At 64.7% G+C, this 24,229-nt stretch carries 18 protein-coding genes and 2 pseudogenes; 14 read left to right on the forward strand and 6 right to left on the reverse strand.

Features of this window, described 5'->3' with window-relative positions:
* Positions 1–343: 343 nt before the first annotated feature.
* The 11 genes from PQR02_RS06845 (at position 344) to PQR02_RS06895 (ending at position 17,507) form a co-directional block, all read left to right on the forward strand.
* Positions 344–1,306, forward strand: a complete 963-nt coding sequence (locus PQR02_RS06845; RefSeq protein WP_408227359.1) for a sugar ABC transporter substrate-binding protein — start codon at positions 344–346, stop codon at positions 1,304–1,306.
* 397 nt (positions 1,307–1,703) lie between these two features.
* Complete coding sequence (locus PQR02_RS06850) at positions 1,704–3,296, forward strand: sugar ABC transporter ATP-binding protein (RefSeq protein WP_408227362.1); 1,593 nt, start codon at positions 1,704–1,706, stop codon at positions 3,294–3,296.
* Entirely contained in the window at positions 3,293–4,366 is a 1,074-nt protein-coding gene (locus PQR02_RS06855) for an ABC transporter permease (RefSeq protein WP_408227365.1), read from the forward strand. The genes PQR02_RS06850 and PQR02_RS06855 overlap by 4 nt, the downstream gene beginning before the upstream one ends.
* 147 nt (positions 4,367–4,513) lie before the next feature.
* Positions 4,514–5,572 carry a LacI family DNA-binding transcriptional regulator gene (locus PQR02_RS06860; RefSeq protein WP_408227369.1) on the forward strand — a complete coding sequence of 353 codons (1,059 nt, stop codon included), beginning with the start codon at positions 4,514–4,516 and terminating at the stop codon, positions 5,570–5,572.
* Positions 5,573–5,703: 131 nt separating this feature from the next.
* Positions 5,704–6,633, forward strand: coding sequence for a ribokinase (gene rbsK, locus PQR02_RS06865; protein WP_408227372.1), 930 nt, complete (start codon positions 5,704–5,706; stop codon positions 6,631–6,633).
* A gap of 433 nt (positions 6,634–7,066) precedes the next feature.
* On the forward strand, positions 7,067–8,848 hold the full coding sequence (locus PQR02_RS06870; RefSeq protein WP_408227375.1) for a methyl-accepting chemotaxis protein: 1,782 nt from the start codon (positions 7,067–7,069) through the stop codon (positions 8,846–8,848).
* Between the two features lie 375 nt (positions 8,849–9,223).
* Complete coding sequence (locus PQR02_RS06875; RefSeq protein WP_408227378.1) at positions 9,224–9,985, forward strand: hydratase; 762 nt, start codon at positions 9,224–9,226, stop codon at positions 9,983–9,985.
* 782 nt (positions 9,986–10,767) lie between these two features.
* On the forward strand, positions 10,768–12,690 hold the full coding sequence (locus tag PQR02_RS06880; protein ID WP_408227381.1) for a PrkA family serine protein kinase: 1,923 nt from the start codon (positions 10,768–10,770) through the stop codon (positions 12,688–12,690).
* Between the two features lie 234 nt (positions 12,691–12,924).
* A complete protein-coding gene (locus tag PQR02_RS06885) occupies positions 12,925–14,196 on the forward strand; it encodes a YeaH/YhbH family protein (RefSeq protein ID WP_408227384.1) in 1,272 nt (423 codons plus the stop codon).
* The gene (locus tag PQR02_RS06890) at positions 14,193–15,908 is read left to right on the forward strand and encodes a SpoVR family protein (RefSeq protein WP_408227387.1); all 1,716 of its coding nucleotides are present in this window, start codon (positions 14,193–14,195) and stop codon (positions 15,906–15,908) included. The genes PQR02_RS06885 and PQR02_RS06890 overlap by 4 nt, the downstream gene beginning before the upstream one ends.
* Positions 15,909–16,199: 291 nt before the next feature.
* Complete coding sequence (locus tag PQR02_RS06895; protein ID WP_408227390.1) at positions 16,200–17,507, forward strand: MFS family transporter; 1,308 nt, start codon at positions 16,200–16,202, stop codon at positions 17,505–17,507.
* Positions 17,508–17,639: 132 nt separating this feature from the next.
* Here PQR02_RS06895 and PQR02_RS06900 read toward each other — a convergent pair whose 3' ends face one another.
* The 4 genes and pseudogenes from PQR02_RS06900 to PQR02_RS06915 all read right to left on the reverse strand — a co-directional run bounded on the left by PQR02_RS06900 (position 17,640) and on the right by PQR02_RS06915 (position 19,150).
* A complete protein-coding gene (locus PQR02_RS06900; RefSeq protein WP_408227393.1) occupies positions 17,640–17,861 on the reverse strand; it encodes a hypothetical protein in 222 nt (73 codons plus the stop codon).
* A 358-nt stretch (positions 17,862–18,219) separates the two neighbouring features.
* Positions 18,220–18,762 (reverse strand): annotated as a pseudogene (locus PQR02_RS06905) (glycosyltransferase family 2 protein); the annotation flags it as partial.
* Positions 18,763–18,783: 21 nt separating this feature from the next.
* Complete coding sequence (locus PQR02_RS06910) at positions 18,784–18,960, reverse strand: hypothetical protein (protein ID WP_408227396.1); 177 nt, start codon at positions 18,958–18,960, stop codon at positions 18,784–18,786.
* 10 nt (positions 18,961–18,970) lie between these two features.
* Positions 18,971–19,150: a hypothetical protein gene (locus tag PQR02_RS06915; RefSeq protein WP_408227399.1), complete on the reverse strand. Its 180-nt coding sequence runs from the start codon at positions 19,148–19,150 to the stop codon at positions 18,971–18,973.
* A gap of 119 nt (positions 19,151–19,269) precedes the next feature.
* Here PQR02_RS06915 and PQR02_RS06920 point away from each other — a divergent pair.
* A pseudogene (locus tag PQR02_RS06920) lies at positions 19,270–19,467 on the forward strand (hypothetical protein); the annotation flags it as partial.
* A gap of 129 nt (positions 19,468–19,596) precedes the next feature.
* Here the strand turns inward: PQR02_RS06920 and PQR02_RS06925 are convergent.
* Positions 19,597–20,526, reverse strand: coding sequence for a LysR family transcriptional regulator (locus PQR02_RS06925; protein WP_408227402.1), 930 nt, complete (start codon positions 20,524–20,526; stop codon positions 19,597–19,599).
* Positions 20,527–20,779: 253 nt separating this feature from the next.
* Here PQR02_RS06925 and PQR02_RS06930 point away from each other — a divergent pair, with 253 nt between their 5' ends.
* On the forward strand, positions 20,780–21,553 hold the full coding sequence (locus PQR02_RS06930; protein WP_408227405.1) for an SDR family NAD(P)-dependent oxidoreductase: 774 nt from the start codon (positions 20,780–20,782) through the stop codon (positions 21,551–21,553).
* Positions 21,554–21,650: 97 nt separating this feature from the next.
* Here PQR02_RS06930 and mdtD read toward each other — a convergent pair whose 3' ends face one another.
* On the reverse strand, positions 21,651–23,051 hold the full coding sequence (gene mdtD, locus PQR02_RS06935; RefSeq protein WP_408227408.1) for a multidrug transporter subunit MdtD: 1,401 nt from the start codon (positions 23,049–23,051) through the stop codon (positions 21,651–21,653).
* Positions 23,052–23,209: 158 nt separating this feature from the next.
* Here mdtD and PQR02_RS06940 point away from each other — a divergent pair, with 158 nt between their 5' ends.
* Positions 23,210–24,070 carry a LysR family transcriptional regulator gene (locus tag PQR02_RS06940; protein ID WP_408227411.1) on the forward strand — a complete coding sequence of 287 codons (861 nt, stop codon included), beginning with the start codon at positions 23,210–23,212 and terminating at the stop codon, positions 24,068–24,070.
* Positions 24,071–24,229: the final 159 nt, after the last annotated feature.

The following is a 24,229-nucleotide window of genomic DNA, read 5'->3' on the forward strand; positions in this document are numbered from 1 at the left end:
CTGACGTCGGCCTCGCCTCGTATTGTCCCGGCTTGCACGGCACGCAATAAAAGGCCAGCATAGGCGGCCCGCCGGTCGCTCGTCTTGCGGCTGTGGCAAAACCGCCACGCATGGACCAAGCGAGGGACCCCTGCCACACGCTGCCCGCCGGCGCGCTCATCCAGCACGCCGGCCTGAATCGATCGAGCACCCCGCATCGCCGCAGCATGCTGCGCGCCGGTGCACCGCACCATGGCCGCTCGTTGACATTCCGAAAGGTCTGCGTTGAGAATAGCCCTCGCAAACGTTTGCGCGCCATGAAAAATATGGCTCGAACCCGAGCCCGAAAAACCAGGAGATACGCATGAGCCATCGCATTCGCCGTCGCCTTCTCACCGCCGCCATTCTCGCCGCCGCTAGCGCCGCGCTGCCGTTTTCCACCGCGTACGCGCAAAACGCCCCCGCCCATAAACCGAAGATCGCGCTGGTCATGAAGTCGCTCGCCAACGAATTCTTCCTGACCATGGAAACCGGCGCGAAGGACTACCAGAAACACAATCCCGGCCAGTTCGACCTGATCACCAACGGCATCAAGGACGAGACCGACACCGCGAACCAGATACGCATCGTCGAGCAGATGATCGTCTCGAAGGTCGATGCGATCGTGCTGGCGCCGGCCGATTCGAAGGCGCTCGTGCCGGTCGTCAAGAAGGCGGTGGATGCGGGCATCATCGTCGTGAATATCGACAACCGGCTCGATCAGGACGTGCTCAAGTCGAAAGACCTGAACGTGCCGTTCGTCGGCCCGGATAACCGCAAGGGCGCGCAGCTGGTCGGCGACTACCTGGCCAAGCGGCTGAAGTCGGGCGACGAGGTCGGCATCCTCGAAGGCGTGTCGACCACCACCAACGCGCAGCAGCGCACGGCGGGCTTCAAGGACGCAATGCAGAAGGTTGGCGCGAAGATCGTGTCGGTGCAATCCGGCGAATGGGAAATCGACAAGGGCAACGCGGTGGCCTCCGCCATGCTCAACGAGTACCCGAACCTGAAGGCGCTGCTCGCGGGCAACGACAACATGGCGATCGGCGCGGTCTCGGCGATACGCGCGGCGGGCAAGCAGGGCAAGGTGCTGGTGGTCGGCTACGACAACATCAACGCGATCAGGCCGATGCTGAAGGACGGCCGCGTGCTCGCCACCGCCGATCAATACGCAGCGAAGCAAGCCGTGTTCGGCATCGACACCGCGCTAAAGGCGCTCAGCGAGCACAAGAAGCAGTCGCAGCTGTCCGGGGTGGTGGAAACGCCGGTTAGCCTCGTGACCAAATAAGCGCCGTTCGCCCGGCGTCGAAGTCGGCGCCGGGACCGCGGATTCGTCGGTTGGCGCCCGCGCCGTTGCATGCCGCGCAGGCGGCTCGTGAAGAGGCCTATGAAGCGGCTATGAAGCGGCTAAGAAGCGGCTAAGAAGCGGCTAAGAAGCGGCCCATGACGTGATGCCAGACCCGCGAATCCGCCGCTATTCAACAAACGCTCAACCAGCGCTCAAGAATTGGCGCGCGCCGCCGTTAATTCCAGAGGTAAGCGTCATGACGGCGGCTGCGCGGCGGGAGGATAAGCGGTCGTTTAGCGCCTGCGCATGGGGCCGACATGATACGTGACGGCCGTCGACGGCTTCATTCGAGCGAATCGCATGAGGCCGCGAAGGCCGCCATGGAACCGGGATCGCGATGGATTCAACCGACCACGATGTCTTGCCTGTCGTCCTGTCCGTCAGCGGCATCGGCAAGACCTATGCCGAGCCGGTGCTCGCCGACGTCTCGCTGGCGCTGCGCGCCGGCGAGGTCTTGGCGTTGACCGGCGAGAACGGCGCGGGCAAGAGTACGCTGTCCAAAATTATCGGTGGGCTGGTCGAGCCGACCACCGGCACGATGCAGCTGGCCGGCGAGCCGTACGCGCCGGCGAGCCGCACCGAGGCCGAGACGCTCGGCGTGCGCATGGTGATGCAGGAGCTGAACCTGCTGCCGACCTTGTCGGTGGCCGAGAACCTGTTCCTGAACCGCCTGCCGCGCGTGGGCGCGTTCAGCTTCGGCTGGATCGACCGCCGCAAGCTGCGCGACGACGCGCGTCACGCGATGGCGCAAGTCGGGCTCGACGCGATCGATCCTGGCACGCTGGTCGGCGAACTCGGCATCGGGCATCAGCAGATGGTGGAGATCGCGCGCAACCTGATCGACGACTGCCGCGTGCTGATCCTCGACGAACCGACCGCGATGCTGACCGCGCGCGAAGTCGACCTGCTGTTCGAGCAGATCGGACGGCTGAAGTCGCGTGGCGTCGCGCTGGTCTATATCTCGCACCGGCTCGAGGAGCTGGCGCGGGTGGCCGGGCGGGTCGCGGTGCTGCGCGACGGCCGGCTGGTGCACGTCGACGCGATGGCCCGGCTGACGAGCGAGCAGATCGTCACGTGGATGGTCGGGCGCGAACTCGGCGAGCGGATCGATCTGGGCGTGCGCAACATCGGCGCGCCGCTGTTGAAAGTGGACCGGCTGGCGCGCGGCAAGGTGGTGCGCGACGTGTCGTTCGAGGTGCGCGCGGGCGAGATCTTCGGCATCAGCGGCCTGATCGGCGCGGGCCGCACCGAACTGATGCGGCTGATCTACGGCGCCGACCGCAAGGACAGCGGCACCGTGTCGCTCGCCGCGACGGCCGGTGCGGCGCCCACGCCGGTGCGGATCGATTCGCCGTCAGACGCGGTGCGCGCGGGCATCGCGCTGATCACCGAGGACCGCAAAGGCGAAGGCCTGCTGCTACCGCAGCCGGTGGCCGCCAACGTGTCGCTCGGCAACATCGGCGGCGTGGCGCGGCACGGCATCGTCGATGCGAAGCGCGAGAACGCGCTGGCGCAAAAGCAGATCGACGCGATGCGGATTCGCGGTTCGGGACCGGCGCAGATCGTGGGCGAGCTGTCGGGCGGCAACCAGCAGAAGGTCGTGATCGGCCGCTGGCTGGCGCGCGAGAGCCGCGTGTTGTTGTTCGACGAACCCACGCGCGGCATCGACGTCGGCGCGAAGTTCGATATTTATGGCTTGATGGGCGCGCTGGCTCGCGAAGGACGCGCGCTCGTCGTGGTGTCGAGCGACCTGCGCGAGCTGATGCTGATCTGCGACCGGATCGGCGTGATGTCCGCGGGCAGCATGACGGGCGTGTTCGAGCGCGATAGCTGGTCGCAGGATGCGTTGCTGGCCGCCGCGTTCGCCGGCTACCGCGGCCGCGAAGCGCTGCACGCCCCCGACACCAACGAAGCAGGGAGTCTGTCATGACCGATCAATCGTTGCGCGAAGCGTCGGGCGGCAAGCAGGGCGGCACCAACGCACAGTCGAACGCGGGCGCGAACGCCAACCTCGTGCCGCCGGCCGATCCGTCGGCGCCGCTCGCAAGCGGCAAGCCGGCCGGCACGCGGCTCGGCTTTTCGAACTACCTCGGTCTGGCCGGCGCGCTGCTGGCGATGATCGTGCTGTTCTCGCTGCTGAGTTCGCACTTTCTGACCTATGACACGTTCAGCACGATCGCCAACCAGATTCCGGATCTGGTGGTGATGTCGGTGGGCATGACCTTCGTGCTGATCGTCGCGGGGATCGATCTGTCGGTGGGGTCGGTGCTGGCGCTGGGAGCGTCGGTGGTGAGCGTGGCCGCGCTGAAGTGGGGCTGGGGGCCGTTGCCGTCGGCGCTGCTCGGCGTCGCGGCGGCGGGGCTGACCGGCACCATCACCGGCGCGGTGACGGTGGGCTGGCGGATTCCGTCCTTCATCGTGTCGCTCGGCGTGCTCGAAGCGGCGCGCGGCCTGGCGTATCAGATGACCAATTCGCGCACCGCCTATATCGGCGATGCGTTCGACTTCCTGTCGAACCCGATCGCGCTCGGCATTTCGCCGGCGTTCCTGATCGCGGTCGCGGTGATGGTGATCGCGCAGCTGGTGCTCACGCGCACGGTGTTCGGCCGCTATCTGGTCGGCATCGGCACCAACGAGGAAGCGGTGCGGCTCGCGGGCGTCAATCCGCGCCCGTACAAGGTGGTGGTGTTCGCGCTGATGGGCGCGCTCTCGGGGCTCGCCGCGCTGTTCCAGATCTCGCGTCTGGAAGCGGCCGACCCGAATGCGGGTGTCGGCCTGGAGCTGCAGGTGATCGCGGCCGTGGTGATCGGCGGCACGAGTCTGATGGGCGGGCGCGGCTCGGTGATCAGCACGTTTTTCGGCGTGTTGATCATTTCGGTGCTGGCGGCCGGGCTCGCGCAGATCGGCGCGAACGAGCCGACCAAACGCATGATCACCGGCGCGGTGATCGTGGTGGCGGTGGTGCTGGACACCTACCGGAGCCGGCGCAAGCGCGCTTGAGCCGGGGTTCGTGGAAGCAGCGCGGATGCAGTTGGATTGGCGGTAACGCACAGGTATTCATAAGTTGGGTCTGTCTTCGAGGAAGACGTCCGGTAGGTCGCCAGGTGGCGTGGCCGGCGGGAAAAACAGGCAGGAGAGCAACAGGTTATGACGACGATCAAGGATGTGGCAGCCGTGGCGGGCGTGTCGTTCACGACGGTATCGCACGTGGTGAACAACTCGCGGCCGGTGTCGGCCGACGTGCGCGCGAAGGTGGAGCACGCGATCCGTGAACTGCACTACGTGCCGTCGGCGGTGGCGCGCTCGCTGAAGGCGCGCGCGACCTCGACGATCGGCCTCGTGGTGCCGAACAGCACCAACCCGTATTTCGCGGAGCTGGCGCGCGGGATCGAGGACGGCTGCGCGCGCAACGGCTACTGCGTGTTCTTCTGCAATTCCGACGACGACCCCGCCAAGCAGCGCAACTATCTGCGCGTGCTGCAGGAAAAGCGTATCGACGGGCTGATCGTGGCGTCCGCCGGCGACGACGCGATACTCGCGCAAACGCTCGCCGACGCGCACGAGCCGCTGGTGATCGTCGATCGCAACATCGAAGGCCTGAACGCGGACCTGGTGCAGATCGACCACGAAAAGGGCGCGTATCTGGCCACCCGTCATCTGCTGGAGCTGGGACACGTGCGGATCGGTTGCATCACCGGGCCGGTGCAGACGGCGGTCAGCGCGATGCGGGTGCACGGCTTCATCCGCGCGATGACCGAGCGCGGCATCGAGATTCCGGTCGACGCGATCGTCGAGAGCGATTTTTCGGGGACGGGCGGCTATCGCGCGGCCGGACAACTGTTCGATACGGTCAAGCCGTCGGCAATTTTCGCCGGCAACGACATGATGGGCATCGGCGCGCTGCGCGCGGCCGCCGAACGCGGCATCGGCGTGCCGCACGACTGCTCGATCATCGGTTTCGACGACATCGAGCTGGGCCGTTTCACCTATCCGGCGCTGTCGACGGTCGGGCAATCGGTGCGTGCGCTCGGCGACATGGCCGCGCAGACGCTGATCGAGCGGATCGCGGGGAGCTCGTCGGGCAGCGTTCGCGCGCCGGGCCGCCGGCGCGTCGTGTCGCCGCGCCTGATCGTGCGCGAATCCACCGCGACGTGGGCCGGGGCGGCGCAACGCGACCCGGCCGCGCGAGCGGGCTTCCCTGCATGAGCCCGCTGGTAAGCGTGCTGGCTGCTGCATGAGCCCGCTGGTGAGCCTGCTGGCTGCTGCGTGAGCCCGCTGCATGACCTCACTGCATGAGCCCGTGGCGGAACACCTTGGGTGACATCGAGGAGAAGCGAGTGGCAAACAACGAACCGCGCTCACGCGTGACGGTGGTCGGCAGTCTGAACATGGACCTCGTGGTGCGCGCGCCGCGCCTGCCGCATCCCGGCGAGACGCTCGCCGGCCACACGTTCGCCCAGGTGGCGGGCGGCAAGGGCGGCAACCAGGCGGTCGCGGCGGCGCGGCTCGGCGCGCGGGTGTCGATGCTCGGCTGCGTCGGCGCGGACGCCAATGGCGGACTACTGCGCGCCGGGCTTGAAGCCGAAGGGATCGACTGCGCGGCGCTCGAAACCGGCATAGCATCGAGCGGCGTCGCGCTGATCGTCGTCGACGACGCGAGCCAGAACGCGATCGTGATCGTCGCAGGCAGCAACGGCGAAGTGACGCCCGAAACGATTGCCCGTCACGAGGCGGTGCTGGCCGCCGCCGACGTGGTGGTCTGCCAGCTCGAAACGCCGCCGGTCACGGTGCGCGTGGCGCTCGCCGCGGCGCGGCGGCTCGGCAAGACGGTGATCCTGAATCCCGCACCCGCCACCGGACCATTGCCCGCCGACTGGCTGCCGCTGATCGACTACCTGATTCCGAACGAACTGGAAGCGGCCGCGCTGACCGGGCTGCCGGTCGATTCGCCGGAGGACGCGGCGCGCGCCGCCGCCGCGCTGCGCGCGGCCGGCGCGCGCAACGTGCTGGTGACGCTCGGGGCGCGCGGCGTGCACGCGACGCTCGACGGCGCGGCCGCCGCGCTGTTTGACGCGCCGCACGTGAAAGCGGTCGACACGACCGCGGCGGGCGATACGTTCATTGGCGGATTCGCGGCGCAACTGGCGCAGGGCGCGAGCGTCGATGCCGCGATCCGCTTCGCGCAGCGGGCCGCGGCGCTATCGGTGACGCGCGCCGGTGCGCAGCCGTCTATTCCCACTAGCGCGGAACTCGACGCGTTGAGCTGATTCACCGTGGCCGGGCACGGCGCCGATTCTGTCCTTATCGTGGCGCTTGAGCATGGGTGGTGCTTTTGCGGATATGTTTCGCGCCTGCGCTGCATCGGTGGCTTCATTGCTTTGCCTGCTGAATTCAGGCAGCTGCATCACTCCGATACGCAGCCGGTCAAGCAGACCCGCTCCTTTCCCATGCCGCGACGCCCCGGCGACTCAGCCAAAGCTACGTGCGGCTTGCTCACCCTCCAACCCCGAAAGTATTTTGTAATTTCTTCCGTTGTCTTCCACGTCTTTCTTCATACTATATAGATAATTCAAGGATGCCATTCCTGCGCCGTAAACGAACTAACTAGAGCGCTTCTTCGAAAAGTGCCAGAACGTATACGCCAAACGTTGTTTCGCGCTGCGTATGCAGTCCCTCATTTGCCAGGCACAGGAATCAGACATGTTGAACAAGGGCATTACGATCAAGGCACGGATTGGCCTGACGATGGCTTTTCTCGCCGCGCTGCTGGTCGCGACCGGCGTTTTCGGTCTGTTCGGCATGAGCCGTTCGAACGACGGATACAAGGAAACCTTCACCGACGCCATGCCGAGCGCTGTCAATGTCGGCAACGCCGAGCTGTACGCGGCGCGCGAACGTCTCGCCCTCGACCGCGCCGCGTTCATGGCCGGCACGCCCGAATCGGCGGCGACGCTGGAGCGCGCGCGCCTGATGCGCAGCACGTCCGACGCCTGGTGGAAAAAGTATCTCGACCTGCCGCGCGGCGCCGAAGAGGACCGTCTCGCGCAGGATGCCGCCGCCAAACGGGACACGCTGCATCGGCAGATGGACGCGTTCGCGTCGATCGTCTCGGCGAACGACCAGGGCAAGCTGATCGACGGCGCCAAGCTGCTGCAGTCAACCTACAACGAACTCGCCAGCGCCGACGACGCGCTGCGCAAGCTCCAGTTCGAGTCGGCGAAAGAGGGCTATGACGCCGCGCAGGGCAGCTTCGAGGTGTTCCGCATCGTCAGCATGGGCGCGCTGGCGCTTGGCATCGTGGCCGCGGCGCTCTCGTACCTGACGCTGAGCCGCGCGATCGCGCGGCCGCTCGGCGAAGCGCTCGGTCATTTCGACGCGATCGCCGCCGGCGATCTGCGCCGCCCGGTGGTCGTGAGCTCGCGCGACGAAATGGGGCAGCTGCTCGACGGAATCGCCAAAATGCAGCGCAGCCTCACCGAAACGGTGCGCGCGGTGCGCAGCGGCACCGAGTCGATCGCGACCGCGACGCGGCAGATCGCCGCCGGGAATATCGACCTGTCCTCGCGCACCGAAGAGCAGGCCTCGGCGCTGCAGGAAACCGCGTCGAGCATGGAAGAGCTGACCGGCACGGTCAAGCAGAACGCCGATAACGCCCGCCAGGCGAGTTCGCTCGCGGCCAACGCGTCGGAGATTGCCAACAAGGGCAGCGCGGTGGTCGGCCAGGTGGTCGGCACGATGGGCGACATCAACCAGAGCTCGGCGAAGATCGCGGACATCATTTCGATCATCGAAGGCATTGCGTTCCAGACCAACATCCTCGCGCTGAACGCGGCCGTCGAAGCGGCGCGCGCCGGCGAGGAAGGGCGCGGTTTCGCGGTCGTGGCGGGTGAGGTTCGCAGCCTCGCACAACGCTCGTCGGCGGCGGCCAAGGAAATCAAGGAGCTGATCGATACCTCGGTCGAGCGGGTGCAGTCGGGCTCCGCGCTGGTCGACGAAGCGGGCCGCACGATGAGCGAGATCATCGGCGCGGTGCAGCGCGTGACGGACATCATGGGCGAGATCGCGGCGGCGTCGGAAGAGCAGAGCGGCGGCATCGACCAGGTGGCGCGCGCGGTCACGCAGATGGACGAAGTCACGCAGCAGAACGCCGCGCTGGTCGAAGAAGCCGCGGCCGCGGCGGCGTCGCTCGAAGACCAGGCCAGCAAGCTGCGGACCGCGGTAGCGGTGTTCCAGCTCGACGAAGGCGGTCACAAGGCGCCCGCGAAGGCACCCCCGAAGGCACCCGCGAGCGCGGGGCCGAAGCGCGCAGTGACGCCCGCGCGCCCGACAGGCGCACGCAAGACGCCGTCCGCGAGTTCCCAGCCCGCCGCGCAGGGCGCGGCGACAACCACGACTCGCGCGGCCGCCACGCCCGCGCAAGCTCCCGCCAAAGCCAGCGCGGCGGCAAGCGCCGGCGGTGATCAGGACTGGCAAACGTTCTGATCGCGGGCCGGCACCGTTCTCAGGCAGACCTTCTCGCAACATTCGTTCCCGATGACGCACAGCGAGCAACGCAGGCCGCCGGGGATCAAAGCGTGATATCAAAAAACCGCGACTGCCACGAAGTCGCGGTTTTTTTTCACAGTGCGCGCATGACCAACGTTTGCGTCTGCAGAGCGCACCCTGGCGGGCCTCGCGATCCGGTACATTGACGGGCGCGGCCATGGCTTGTCGCGGCGGCATCGCTCACGCAGCGTCGGTCCCGCGGGATGTGGTCGGCGCACGATGAGCGCCTGTCTTCCGCCGCCCGCAACGCATGGCTTCCCCCAACCCACGAGCCTGATGAACCGCTCAATGCGCCAGCCTGAAAGGACCGCCATGACGCCACACGACCTCGCGCACCGCCTCGTCGAGGCACGCCGGCAGCATCGCCTCATCGACTCGCCCGCCCCCGACAGCCTGCCGCCCGACGCGGCCACCGCCTATGCGATCCAGCAGGCGGTGATCGCGGGCCTCGGCGACTCGACGGGGGCGTGGAAGATCGGCGCGAGGGCGCCGGGAGGCGCTGCCGCGGGTGCGCCGATTCCGGCGTCGGTCGTGCTGCCGTCGCCGGCGCGGATCGCGCATGGCGGGTTCTTCCGGGTGCTGGTGGAGCTGGAGATCGCCTTCCGCTTCGCCCAGGCGATCGAGCCGCGCGGCCGCGCGTATGCGCGCGACGAGGTGCTCTCGAAGGTCGGGGTGGTGCTGCCGGCCATCGAGATCGTCGACAGCCGTTTCAGCGAATGGCCGAATGTCGCGCCGCTCGCGCAACTGGCCGATGCGCAGAACAACGGCGCGTTGATCACCGGACATCCGCTCGCGTATGCGGGTCTCGCGCGCGGCTTCGACTTCGTTTCACCCGAGCTGGAGCTGAGCTTCGACGGCGACTCGCTGGTGCCGGAGGCCACGGGCAACCCGGCGGGCGACCCGCGCGAGCTGCTGGTGTGGTTCGTCAACCATTGCGCCGCCATGGGCATCACGATCGAACCGGAATGGACGCTCACCACCGGTTCGTACGTCGGCGCACACAAGGTGGACAAGCCGGGCGTCGTGCGCGGCCATATCGACGGCCTCGGGGAAGTGGAGATCGAGCTGACCTGAGCGGATCACCAAGCGCACATCACGGCGCGCATGTAACAGCAAATTACGAAGCTTCATTCAAACGGCTGCCCAGGGGCGGCCGTTTTATCTTTGTGGCATCCGCGTCAGCGGCTTTGCCGTATACACCTATGAAAACACAGAACTGCGTTGTCGTGATGCAGTGATGCGCGCGGTGACCCTGCGAGCGACGCGGTCAATCAGGACGCACGGCGCTCGTGACTCGCGCAACGATTCAAAGTGTGGGTTGGCTTGACTGTGTGGAACCAAAACCGTCATGCGTTGACGAACCGCGAGGACGATGTGTGAGCGAACATGTAACAGACGCATGCGCAGGTAGACCGAACGCATGGGTCGCGCGTTGATGAAAAAAACGTGAGCGGGCATGAAAACCGCATGACGTCCGCACGGTCAGCAAAAAAGTGTGCGTGTGCAGACAGCGTGTCCGGTGCAACAGCGGGATCGTTCGCTATGAGTGCGCGTGCGTTGCAATGCGGTGATGCGCGGTGATGCGGGATTTGCAGTGCCGTTGCATGAGGACGGCCGAGTAGAAGAGCGCAACGTGAGCATGAGATGTGCTGCGATGTGCTGCGATGTGCGTGCAAGATTGTAGGTGGCCGGTATTTTGTTTCAAAGTGAGGAATGTCGGGAGGCGGGTACGGCGCGATTTTCGCAACGTAGTTCGTGAAAAAAAATTTAAAAGGGTTTAGGATGAATTCGAGCGATGTCGTTTCCGAATAGCGCGCCGCGCACGACATCGGTCTAGACTTCGGCGAGGAGGTAGCATGGATATCTACAGCAGTTTCGCGACCCGCTTCGAGAAAACGCGAGAAGATGAGCTCTCGCTCGAGGAGTATCTCGCGCTCTGCAAAGACAATCCCGCCGCGTACGCCACGGCTGGCGAACGCATGTTGACGGCAATCGGAGAACCGGAACAGATCGACACTCGCAACGATCCGCGCCTGTCGCGCATCTTCGCGAACAAGGTCATCAAGGTATACCCCGCATTCCGTGAGTTCTACGGAATGGAAGAGGTGATCGAGCAGGTGGTCGCCTACTTCCGGCACTCGGCCCAAGGGCTCGAAGAAAAGAAGCAGATTCTGTATCTGTTGGGCCCGGTCGGCGGCGGTAAATCGTCGATCGCGGAACGTCTGAAGCAGCTCATGGAACGCGTGCCGTTCTACGCGATCAAGGGCTCGCCCGTGAACGAGTCGCCGCTCGGTCTGTTCGACTACGAGGAAGACGGCCCGATTCTCGAAGAACAATATGGCATTCCACGCCGCTACCTGAAAAGCATCCTGAGCCCGTGGGCGGTCAAGCGCCTGCACGAATACAACGGCGACATCCGCAAGTTCCGCGTGGTGCGCCGCTACCCGTCGATCCTTCGCCAGATCGGCATCGCGAAGACCGAGCCGGGCGACGAGAACAATCAGGACATCTCGTCACTCGTCGGCAAGGTCGACATCCGCAAGCTCGAACAGTATGCGCAAGACGACGCGGACGCCTACAGCTACTCCGGCGGCCTGTGTCTCGCCAATCAGGGCCTGCTCGAGTTCGTCGAAATGTTCAAGGCGCCGATCAAGGTCCTGCACCCGCTGCTCACCGCGACCCAGGAAGGCAACTTCAAGGGCACGGAAGGCTTCGGCGCGATCCCGTTCGACGGCATCATCCTCGCGCACTCGAACGAGTCCGAATGGAAGGCGTTCCGCAACAACCGCAACAATGAAGCACTGCTCGACCGGATCTTCGTCGTGAAGGTGCCGTACTGCCTGCGCTACGGCGAAGAGATCAAGATCTACGAGAAGCTGTTGCGCAATTCGTCGCTCGCCAATGCGGTGTGCGCGCCCGGCACGTTGAAGATGATGGCGCAGATGTCGGTGCTCACGCGTTTGCAGGAGCCGGAGAATTCCAGCCTGTTCTCGAAGATGCAGGTCTACGACGGCGAGAATCTGAAGGACACCGATCCGAAGGCCAAGTCGTATCAGGAGTACCGCGACTTCGCGGGCGTCGATGAAGGGATGACCGGCGTGTCGACCCGCTTCGCGTTCAAGATCCTGTCGCGCGTGTTCAACTTCGACTCGACCGAGGTCGCGGCCAACCCGGTGCACCTGATGTACGTGCTCGAACAGCAGATCGAGCGCGAGCAGTTCCCGCCGGAAACCGAGCAGAAGTATCTGTCCTTCATCAAGGACGTGCTCGCGTCGCGCTATGCGGAGTTTATCGGCAAGGAGATTCAGACCGCGTATCTGGAGTCGTATTCGGAGTACGGTCAGAATATTTTCGATCGCTACGTGACGTACGCGGACTTCTGGATCCAGGATCAGGAGTTCCGCGACCACGACACCGGCGAGAGTTTCGACCGCGCGGCGCTGAATGCCGAGCTGGAGAAGATCGAGAAGCCCGCGGGCATCAGCAACCCGAAGGACTTCCGCAACGAGATCGTGAACTTCGTGCTGCGCGCGCGGGCGGCCAACGCGGGGAAGAATCCCGCGTGGATCAGCTACGAGAAGCTGCGCGTCGTGATCGAAAAGAAGATGTTCTCGAACACCGAAGAGCTGCTGCCGGTGATCTCGTTCAACGCGAAGGGCTCGGCGGAAGAGCAACGCAAGCACGAGGACTTCGTCAACCGGATGGTGACGAAGGGCTATACGCCGAAGCAGGTGCGCTTGCTGTGTGACTGGTATCTGCGTGTGCGCAAGTCGTCATGATGCGCATGGCGTGCAGCCCGCGGAGTTTATCCGCGCGGGCACCTTGCGAGGGGCAAGCTGTTTGGACATAACGTTGCTTGCGTTGCGCCACGCAGCATGCGTCTCGCGCACCGGAAATTACGGCAGTGGCAGGGGTGGGAGCAGGCGCTAAAGCGCCCACTCCGATCGACATGCTCTGCATGGGACCAGAGTGAGTGCTGAAGCGCTAACTCTGGTCGACACGGGAGACCGGGCGTGCTTCATCAAATCATCGACCGCAGGTTGGCAGGCAAGAACAAGAGCATTGCGAATCGCGAGCGTTTTTTGCGCCGCGTCAAGAACTACATTCGTCGCGCCGTTTCGGATGCGGTGCGCGACCGCAGCATCAAGGATATTCAGAACACGCAGAGCATCACGATCCCGCGTAAGGACATCGCGGAGCCGTCGTTCCGCCACGGCCCCGGCGGCCGGCGCGAAATGGTGCATCCGGGCAACTCGGACTACATCCGCGGCGACAAGATCCAGCGGCCGCAGGGGGGTGGCGGAGGAGGCGGGGGCAACCAGGCCAGCAACGAGGGCGAGGGTCAGGACGACTTCGTGTTCGAGCTGAGCCGCGAAGAATTCATGCAATATTTCTTCGACGATCTCGAACTGCCGCGCCTCGTCAAAACCCATCTGCTGGCCGTGCCCACGTGGAAAAGCATTCGCGCGGGCTGGGCGGCCGAAGGCACGCCGAACAACATCGACGTCGTGCGCTCGCTGCGCAGCGCGCTCGGCCGGCGCATCGCGCTCGGTGCGCCGCTCGTCAACCAGTTGCACGAGATGGAGCGGCAACTCGACGCGATGAAGGCCGATCCCGCGGATCGCCGTGAAGAGATCAAACTGCTCGAAGAGGAAATCCATCATTTGCGCGGGCGCATCTGGCGCATTCCGTTCATCGACCCATTCGATCTGCGCTACGTGAATCGCGTGAAGCAGCCCACGCCGTCCAGCCAGGCGGTGATGTTCTGTCTGATGGATGTGTCCGGTTCGATGGACGAGCAGCGCAAGGATCTCGCCAAGCGCTTCTTCATCCTGCTGTATCTGTTCCTCAAACGTAACTACGAGCGCATCGAGGTGGTGTTCATTCGCCACCACACGCGGGCCGAGGAAGTCGACGAAGACACGTTCTTCCATTCGACCGAGAGCGGCGGCACGGTGGTATCGAGCGCGCTCGAACTAATGCAGAAGGTGATGGACGAGCGCTACTCGCCAACTGAATGGAACATTTACGGGGCGCAGGCTTCGGACGGCGACAACTGGACCGACGACTCTCCCAAGTGCCGCAAGCTACTCGCGGATGACATCCTGGAGAAGGTGCGCTATTTTGCGTATATTCAGGTCACGCCCGAAGAGCAGAACCTGTGGCTCGAATATGCGCAGCTGGCGTTGAGCCAGCCGCACATGGCGATGAAGAAGGTCGAAACGGCGGCCGACATTTATCCGGTGTTTCGTGAACTGTTTGAAAAACAGGCGGCGTCTTCATGACGACCAAGCACCTGCACAACGAAGCGCGCGGCTATCAGCCGGAGCGCGGAAAAGGCGTGCCGCAGCAACAGTCGGGGCATGCCGAGGCCGGGGCGGATCATCCTGAATCCGCCGCAGCCGGAGCAGTCCAAGGCGCTGCAGCACGGGGACACACCGGAACGCCCATCGAGGGGCAAAGGGAAGTCCGTATGAACGTAGCCGATAGACGGCCTCTGCCGTGCCCGTCCGACTGGACCTTCGAGTTGATCGAGGAGTACGACTCGCATATTGCCCGTGTTGCGGAGCAATATGAACTCGACGTGTATCCGATCCAGCTGGAACTCATCAGCGCCGAACAGATGATGGATGCGTACGCGTCCGTCGGTATGCCGGTGAACTACCGTCACTGGTCGTTCGGCAAACACTTTCTCTCCACCGAAAAAAGCTACCGTCGCGGGCAGATGGGGTTGGCGTATGAGATCGTCATCAATTCGAATCCCTGCATCGCGTATCTGATGGAAGAGAACACGATGACGATGCAGGCGCTCGTCATCGCGCATGCGGCCTACGGGCATAACTCTTTCTTCAAGGGCAACTATCTGTTCCGGCTGTGGACGGATGCGCACGCGATCATCGACTATCTCGTCTACGCGAAGAACTACATCGCGGAATGCGAGGAGCGCTATGGGCTCGACCGGGTCGAGGAACTGCTCGATTCGTGCCACGCGCTGATGAACTACGGCGTGGATCGTTACAAGCGGCCGCAGAAGCTGTCGCTCGAAAAGGAATTCGCCGCGCGCCGCGAACGCGAGGCGTATCTGCAATCGCAGGTGAACGAACTGTGGCGCACGCTGCCGACCCGGCATACGCCATTGCCGGAGGAAATCGAGGAGCGCTATCCGCCGGAGCCGCAGGAAAATCTGCTGTATTTCGCGGAGAAGAATGCGCCGCTGCTGGAGCCGTGGGAGCGCGAGGTGATCCGCATCGTGCGCAAGGTCGGGCAGTATTTCTATCCGCAACGGCAAACCCAGGTGATGAACGAAGGTTGGGCGACGTTCTGGCACTACACGCTGCTCAACACCATGTACAACCAGGGCAAGCTGGAAGACGGCTTCATGATGGAGTTTCTCCATTCGCACAGCAACGTGGTCTACCAGCCGCCCGTGACGAAGCCGTACTACAGCGGCATCAATCCGTACGCGCTCGGCTTTTCGATGATGAGCGACATCCGCCGCATCTGCGAAGCGCCGACCGAGGAAGACCGCAAGTGGTTTCCGGAGCTGGCGGGCAGTCCCTGGCTCCCGGCGATGCACTACGCGATGCGCAACTTCAAGGACGAAAGTTTCGTCGCGCAGTACCTGTCGCCGCATCTGATCCGCGAAATGCGGCTGTTCTCGGTGCTCGACGACGACATGCGCGATGCGCTCGAAGTGTCGGCGATTCATGACGACAGCGGCTATCAGTACGTGCGCCAGGCGTTATCTCGGCAATACGACATGCACCATCGGGAGCCGAACATTCAGGTGTGGGCGGTGAACACGCGCGGCGACCGGAGCCTGACGCTGCGCCACTTCATGAGCGACAACCGGCATCTGTCGTCGGATAGCGACGAAGTGCTCAAACACATGGCGCGGCTGTGGCAGTTCGACGTGTACCTCGAAAGCGTCGACGAGAACGGCACGGTGCGCAAGCGCTACGAATGCCGGTATGTGCCGCCCGCTGTGAGGGTGTGAGGCCGTTCCGTTCGGACGAGCGGCCCGGTTGATGACGGGCGGTTCAAAGCGCCTTAAAGCTGTTCTAAGCCCCTGCCAGTCGCACGACTGGAAGGGGCTTTTTCTTTTGCCGGACTGGCCGCGTCAACCCGAATGCGATGATCTTTGCCCTCGGAAGCCTGACAAAATCCCATATTCCGCTTGCGGTTCTGTAAAATTCGCGCACGCGCGCGGCGAGACCTCTCGCGGCGCGCGTTGTGAAGGCGGCGACACGACCGCTATCTTCGATTTACGACAAGGACAGACACCAGCATGACCGACCTGACAGACCAAACCGTGGCGGCCTCGGCCCACGACACCCGGCGCCGCATCTTCGCGATCGTCGGCGCTTCCTCGGGCAACCTCGTCGAGTGGTTCGACTTTTACGTATATTCGTTCACCGCGCTGTACTTCGCGCCGGCGTTCTTCCCGAGCGGCAACACCACCACGCAGCTGCTCAACACAGCGGGCGTGTTCGCCGCCGGCTTCCTGATGCGTCCGATCGGCGGCTGGTTCTTCGGGCGCCTTGCCGACAAGCACGGCCGCCGCAACGCGATGATGGTGTCGGTGTTCATGATGTGCGGCGGCTCGCTCGTGATCGCCCTGCTGCCGACGTACGCGCAGATCGGCGCGCTGGCGCCCGCGTTGCTGCTGGTCGCGCGGCTGTTCCAGGGCTTGTCGGTGGGCGGCGAATACGGCACCAGCGCGACTTACATGAGTGAAGTCGCGCTCAAGGGCCGGCGCGGTTTCTTCGCGTCGTTCCAGTACGTCACGCTGATCGGCGGCCAGTTGTGCGCGTTGCTGGTGATCGTGATCCTGCAGCAGGCGCTTTCCCCGGCTGAAATCAAGGCGTGGGGCTGGCGCGTGCCGTTCGTGATCGGCGCGATCGCCGCGTTGATCGCGCTCTATCTGCGCAAATCGCTCGACGAAACCACCACCGCCGCGACCCGTCAGCGCAAGGAAGCCGGCACGTTGCGCGGCTTGTGGGTGCACAAGGGCGCGTTCATGACGGTGCTCGGTTTCACGGCCGGCGGCTCGCTGATTTTCTACACCTTCACGACCTACATGCAGAAGTACCTGGTCAACACGGCGGGCATGCAGACCAAAACGGCCAGCTCGGTGATGACCGCCGCGCTGTTCGTCTACATGGTGATCCAGCCGGCATTCGGCGCGCTGTCGGACCGGATCGGCCGCCGTCGTTCGATGTTGCTGTTCGGTTTCTTCGCGACGATCGGCACGGTGCCGCTGCTGCATGCGCTGAAAGACGTGACGAGCCCGTATGCGGCGTTCGGCCTCGTCGTGGTGGCGCTCGCGATCGTCAGTTTCTACACGTCGATCAGCGGCCTGATCAAGGCGGAAATGTTCCCTCCGGAAGTGCGCGCGCTCGGCGTGGGGCTTTCCTATGCGGTGGCCAATGCGGTGTTCGGCGGCTCGGCTGAGTACGTCGCGCTGTGGCTGAAGTCGATCGGCATCGAAACGGCGTTCTTCTGGTATGTGACGGTGATGTGCGCGATTGCCGGCCTCGTGTCGTTGCGCATGCGCGATCCGTCGACGGAAGGGTACTTGCGTAACGAGCCCTGAGCCTGGGCGAAGTATGGCCCGTGCCCGTGCGTTGCGGGTGCGGGCGCGGGTTCAAGAACGGCGGCCGGTGCAACCGGCCGCCGTTTTTTTCTCCTGCGCGAGGCGAGGCGAGACGTTGCGTACGCGCTCAGCTCAGCTCACCACGATCTGCGTCCCCCATGCGCGCAGCAGATCGCGCAGCGCTTCGGCTTGCGGCATGCGTGCGTTGCTGCGCAAATGAATCCGCAGCGCCCGGCCCGCGATGCCATCGACGGGCTGTGCCAGCCACAACTCGACAGCGAGCCCCAATCCTTCGGGTTGATCGACGAGCACGGGTTCGATCACGCGCGGCTTGAAACAGGGGCTGTCGGACATGGCGAATCACCTCGCGGCTGATGATGGATCGAGTCCATCGTAATCAACGCGGTGCGCGGCGCCAAACAACGAATGCGCGTTTGCTAAGCACAGGATGCCCGGCACGCCGCGTGTTTGAACACGTATTCACGCGAGCGCCCCGCGACGCCGTCCATCCGTCCTCAAACCGGCTCGGAGCGATCCGTCACTAGTTCGTTGACGAGGTCCTTGACCCCCGCAGCCGGATCGGCCGCGACCGCCGGCGCGGCTGCCAGGGCCGCGACCGCGGCTGCCGCCACAGCCTGCCGGCGCACCGTCAAGCCCGCGCGTGCGAGCATCAGAAGATGGTAGTAGAGCCGCGCACTGAACCCATAGTTGTATAGCCATTATTCGGGAACATCTGGACCAGTCCGGTTCTGCCCGGCAGCGGCTGCAGACCTTCAGCGTCCTTCGTGCGCCGGAAGGCCGCGTTCAGCCGCGTGCTCGCGTCCAGATCGACGGCGCCGCCGTGATCGGCTTCGTATTGATCGCCGAAGGCCGCGTCGAGCCGTGGATGAAGCGTCCAGAGCGACACGAGTTTTTCGACGCCGTCGCTCGCGAGCAGATCGTCGTCGTGAATCAGCAGGATCTTGTCGCCGCTCGCGCGCTCGAACAGGCTCGCGACATTGCGGGCTTGGCCGAGCGGCGGCTGATTCAACCTGTAGCGCACGCGCGGCTCCTGGCCATAGCGGGTCGCGATCAACTGCCGGGTGCGGGTGTCCTTGGAATCGTCGCCGATCACGATTTCAAGGTTGCCGTAGCTTTGCGCGAGGCATGAATCGATGCACAGCGCGATCAGTTCAGGACGATTGCAGGTGGGCAGACAGATGGAGACTTTGGCGGAGACTTCGGCCTGACGAGGTGACCTCGGTGAGATGGACATGGGCGTCGCCTTTTTTATCGATTAAGAGGGGCGGCAGCCGGTTCGCTTGGTGCGCACGCTGCAAGCAGCAAAATAGTGCAGTGCGCGAAAAAAATAATCGGTAAAAATCAGGAAGAAATGTTTGGCTTCCGAAAGCGGATAGAAGGGAAAATTTATGCGGCTTAGCTGCTCAAACGCAGCAAAGCCGCTTGCAGACACGTTTAATTTTTTAACCGACTGACGGCTCGCCCTCGCCGGGCTTCTTGCCGGGACGGTCCGCGGGCGACTGATCGCGGCCGTCGTCTTCGCGGTCGGGCAACTTGCTCTTTTCGTTGTCGCTGTGGGTCGCCGGCTGCGGGTGCTCCATGTCGGCCGGGTTGTCCTTGGTGGATTGCTTGGTTGCGCTCATTGCCGCTCTCCTGGGTGGGTGACGCTTTCAATGGAGCAAGGCGCAGGCCTGGACGGGGGAAGCAGGCGGCATGCGCCGCTTCGCAGCAATTGGCATGACATTCGCCCGGACTCGACGTCACGATCAAAATGGGCGACCCGCAAGTCAACGGCGTGCAGTTTCTTGCCGGCGGCCAAGCCGACTTTCTACTCGGCTTCGACTTCCAGGTGCTGTCGGGCGTCGAAGCCGGCATCCCCGTTACCACGGTCGCGGCGGCCTTTCGACGGCGTCGATCTAAAAGAATTGGCAAGCTAGGCGGGCACGACCTGCATGTTTGAAAACTGGTGCGTGGCCGTACCATTCATCAGCCGCCGCGTGGCGATCAAAACCGATCCGGCCGGAGTCCGAACTATCCCGCAACGTCCCGCATCCCGACCCCAACCCGCTGACCGAAAAAATCCGCAGCTTCAACCCACCGCCTCGCGCGGCGCACCGCCGGTCAGCGAAACGATGAATTCGAAGAACGCGCGTACCTTGGCCGGCGGATGATGCCGCGAAGGATAGAGCGCATACAGCGGATAAACGTCGTCGGCCCAGCCCGGAAACAACTCCACCAGCTTGCCGTTCGCCAGCAGCGACTCCGCGCCGAGCGACAGAATCTGCGCGACGCCCTGGCCCCCCACACAGACGCTATGCAAGGTGCCCACGTCGTTCACGGTCAAGCGGCCTTGCGGCGTAATCGCGAGCTTCTTGCGGCCGCGATGAAATTCCCAACTGAACGGATACCCGGTCAGCGGGTCGCGGAACTTGATGCAGACGTGCTGCGCGCTTTCGAGTTCGGCCGGGTTCGCCGGATGGCCGTGCTTCTTCAGGTACGAAGGCGCGGCTACCGTGAGAATGCGCGTATCCAGCAGCTTGCGCGCAATCAGTGTCGACACCGGCGGCTCGCCGAAACGGATCGCGAGATCGAAGCCGTCGGCGACCATATCGCCCAGCTGGTCGCGCGTGATCAGTTCGAGCTGCAAATCGGGATGTTTGTCGATGAAGCCGCCGAGCCGCGGCCCCAGCACGAGGCGCGAAAAGAAAGGGTCCATGTTCACGCGCAAGCGCCCGCGCACCCCGCTCGCGCCCTGCGCCGCGGACGCCGCCGCTTCTTCGAGGCCACCCAGCAGCGGCACGATCTGTTCGTAGAAGCGCCGGCCTTCGTCGGTCAGCGTGACCGAGCGCGTGGTACGGTCGAATAGCCGGATGCCCAGGCGCGCTTCGAGCCGCGCGACGGAACGGCTGACCCCGGATTGCGACATGTCGAGCGCTTCGCCGGCCGCCGCAAAACTGCCGCAATCGACGATCGCCGTCAGCACGCCCATGCCGTTCAGCATGCGCTCGTCAAATGGCATGTGAGATTCCTTTTGTTATTCGTGAATGCCCGACATGCTAACGCGAAGTCTGCTTGAATTCACGCATCCGCGCAGGGACGTGATACGTCTCAAAATAGATAGATGATCGACTGTCATGAGTGCAATGACGGCCGCGCTATCGGGTCAGGCGTGACTTTGCCGTTATGCTGGTCGAACTCTCGCCCGGCATACGGTGGCATGCGGTTCTTGTTATGTGTCGGGCATATTTGGACTCGTCAATGGAGAACGCACGATGTCACGAGTTTTCATTACCGGTTCCGCCGATGGCCTCGGCCAGATGGCTGCGCGTCTGCTCGTCGAGATGGGGCATCAGGTCGTGTTGCACGCGCGCAGCGCCGCGCGCGCCGAGGAAGCCTTGCGCGCGGTGCCGCAAGCGCAGACTGCGCTCGTCGGCGATCTGTCGAGCATCGCGGCCACCCAAGCGCTCGCGGAGCAGGTCAATCGTCTCGGCCGTTGCGACGCGGTGATTCATAACGCGGCGCTGGGCTTTCGCGAACCGCGCCGGGTCGCCACCGTCGACGGCTTGCCGCAGGTCTTCGCGGTCAACACGCTGGCGCCCTACGTGCTGACCGCGCTGATCGACAAGCCGAAGCGGCTCGTCTATCTCAGCTCGGGGCTGCATCGCAGCGGCGATGCGAGCCTCGACGATCTGGCCTGGGAGCGGCGTCCGTGGCAGGGCGCGGCAGCGTATTCGGACTCGAAACTGCATGACGCGCTGCTCGCGTTCGCGATCGCGCGCCGCTGGCCGCAGGTGTTGTCGAACGCGTTGGAGCCCGGTTGGGTCGCGACCCGAATGGGCGGGGCGGGCGCGCCGGATGATCTGCAGGCAGCGCCGAAAACTCAGGTGTGGCTCGCCGTCAGCGATGAGCCGGCTGCCACCGTGAGCGGCGGGTACTTCTATCACATGAAGCCGCGCGACACGCATCCCGTGTTGCGTGATGTGGCCGTGCAGGAGCGGCTGATCGAAGCGTGTGAGGGGTTTTCGGGCGTCCGCTTGCCGGATTGATGCACGGCAAGCGATGGTGTGCGGGCGCTGTGCGATGCCAGTCACAACGGCACATGGGTGCCGCGTGTGTGTGGATCAAGTGCCAATCAAGCGCGAATCAACGCCCCGCGCTTTGCGCCGCCGGCCCGCGCACCACCCGCGTACCCGACGGATCGTCGAGATGACGGAACACCCACGCGGACAGCAGCGTGATCACGCCGACGCACACGAAGCTGAACCGGAACCCCAGCGCCGCCGAGCCCCATTGCGCGGAGAACAGATTCACCAGCCCGCCGCCGATCGACACGCCCAGCCCGATCGCCAGCATCTGCACCATCGAAAAGAGGCTGTTGCCGCTGCCCGCGTCTTCGTGCGAAAGGTCTTTCAGCGTGACGCTGTTCATCGCCGCGAACTGCATCGAGTTGGCCGCGCCGAACACGGCGAGGATCGCAATCTCGATCACGAGCGGCGTGCCGCGCGAAATCAGCGCGAACGCGACGATCGCCGAGCCCACGATGATGGTATTGACGAGCAGGAAAGTGTCGTAGCCGTAGCGGCGCACGAGCGGCGCGATCCAGCGTTTGGCGAGCGTGCCGGCCAGCGCGGCGGGCAGCATCATCAAGCCTGAATGCAGCGGCGAATAACCCAGTTGCAGTTGCAGCAGCAGCGGCACGAGAAACGGCACCGCGCTCGACCCGACGCGGCACACGAGGTTGCCGATCAGCCCGACGCTGAAATTCGGTTCGCCGAACAGCGACAGCTTGAAGAGCGGATCGCGCCGGTGTTTCGCGTGCGGAATATAGGCGAGCGCACTCACGACGGCGAGCGCGAACAGCGCCGCTGACCAGGCCGCGCGATGCGTGGCGACCGGCGTGTCGATCGCGAGCGAAAACGCGATCATGCACAGCGACAGCAGAGCGCAACCGATCAGATCGAACGGCGGCGCTTGGGTGCTGTCATGCGACGGCAAAAACCGCTGCACCGCGTAGAGCCCCACCGCGCCGATCGGCACGTTGATCAGGAAAATCCAGTGCCACGTGATGGCCTGGACGAACCAGCCGCCGAGCGTCGGCCCGGCGATCGGGCCGAGCTGCCCGGCGATCGAAATGAACGCGAGCGCCGACACGTAGTGCTCGCCGGAGACGCTGCGCAACACGGCGAGCCGGCCGATCGGCAGCAGCATCGAGCCGCCCAGGCCTTGCAGCACCCGCGCCATCACCAGCTGGCCGAGCGTGTGCGCGCTCGCGCAGCAGATCGAGCCGAGCACGAACACGAGGATCGCCGCGAAGTACACGCGGCGTGTGCCGAAGCGGTCGGCGAGCCAGCCGGACGCGGGCGTGAGCATCGCCATGGTCAGCGTGTAGGCGACGACGATGGGTTGCATCGCAAGGGGCGCGACGTGCAGGCTGTTCGCGATCGACGGCAGCGCAGTGTTGACGATCGTCGTGTCGAGCGACTGCATGAAAAAACCGGCGGCGACGATCCACAGCAGCGCGGTCTGGGAAGAATCCTTGTTCATCGGGTAGGGCGCGGCGGGGCGCTCTGACTGCGCAGAGCCCCCGCGCGAGGCAATCATCCGGGAGTTCCATCATCATATTGACATCGACGTCAATCGGGAAGCCCACTAGGGACGCTGACTGTTATCGACTTTGCCGATGAGCGGCGCGACAATACCGCATGCTCAATCCCATCTGGCTCAAGACCTTCGCGACCGTCGCGGCCTGCCACAGCTTTACCGAGGCGGGGCGCCGGCTCGGCCTCACGCAGTCGAGCGTCAGCGAACACGTGCGCCGGCTCGAAGCGAGCGTGGGCCGGCGCCTGTTCGTGCGCGACACCCATTCGCTAGCGGTGACGCCGGACGGCGAGGCGATGCTCGCGCACGCCAGCGTGATCCTGCAGGCGCTCGCGCGGGCCGAGTCGCAGTTTCGCGCGCCGCGTCTGAAAGGGCGCGTGCGGCTCGGCTCGTCCGACGACGTGGCGCTCGGGCCGCTGCCCACGGTGCTCGCGGCGTTCCGCAATGCGCATCCGGATGTCGAGCTGGAGATCACGATCGGCATGACCGGCAAGCTGTACGAGTTGCTGGACGCGGGCGCAATCGACCTGCTGGTCGGCAAACGGCGGCTTGGCGACCGGCGCGGCGTGCCGCTTTTCACCGGACGGCTGGAGTGGCTCGCGCGCGCGGGCACGCTGGTCGATCTGAGCCAGCCGTTGCCGCTGATTCTGGTCGCCGAGCCGAGCGTGACGCGCGCGGTCGTGCTCGACGCGCTCGCCGAAGCGGGTTTCAGCTGGCAGGTGGTGTGCACGAGCAGCAGCCATGCGGGTTGCATCGCCGCCGCGCGCGGCGGGCTCGGCATCACGGTGCGGCCGCAGTATCTGGCCGCGCGCGGACTGACGCCACCATTGAACGCGGCTGGTCTGCCGACGCTGCCGTCGGTGGAGTTCATCGCGCTGGCGGCCAAACGCCTCAGCCGCCCGGCTGGAACCCTGCTGCAACTGTTGCACGACAGCGATTTGCGAGGCTCGTGGATCGGTGAATGACGACAGCTGCGCGCGGCTTGCTCAAGAAAGAAGCCGCCGGTTGCGTTCTGTTCGCATGAGCCACGCCGCTGCCTTGCTTTTCATCGCGGGGCGCTGAGAATTTGGCGCGCAGCGCGGTGCCCAACCCGGTCGGTGCGGCAACCGGTCGGCCTTTACAGC

This window comes from Paraburkholderia sediminicola (genome assembly GCF_046026895.1).
Lineage (GTDB): Bacteria > Pseudomonadota > Gammaproteobacteria > Burkholderiales > Burkholderiaceae > Paraburkholderia > Paraburkholderia sediminicola_C.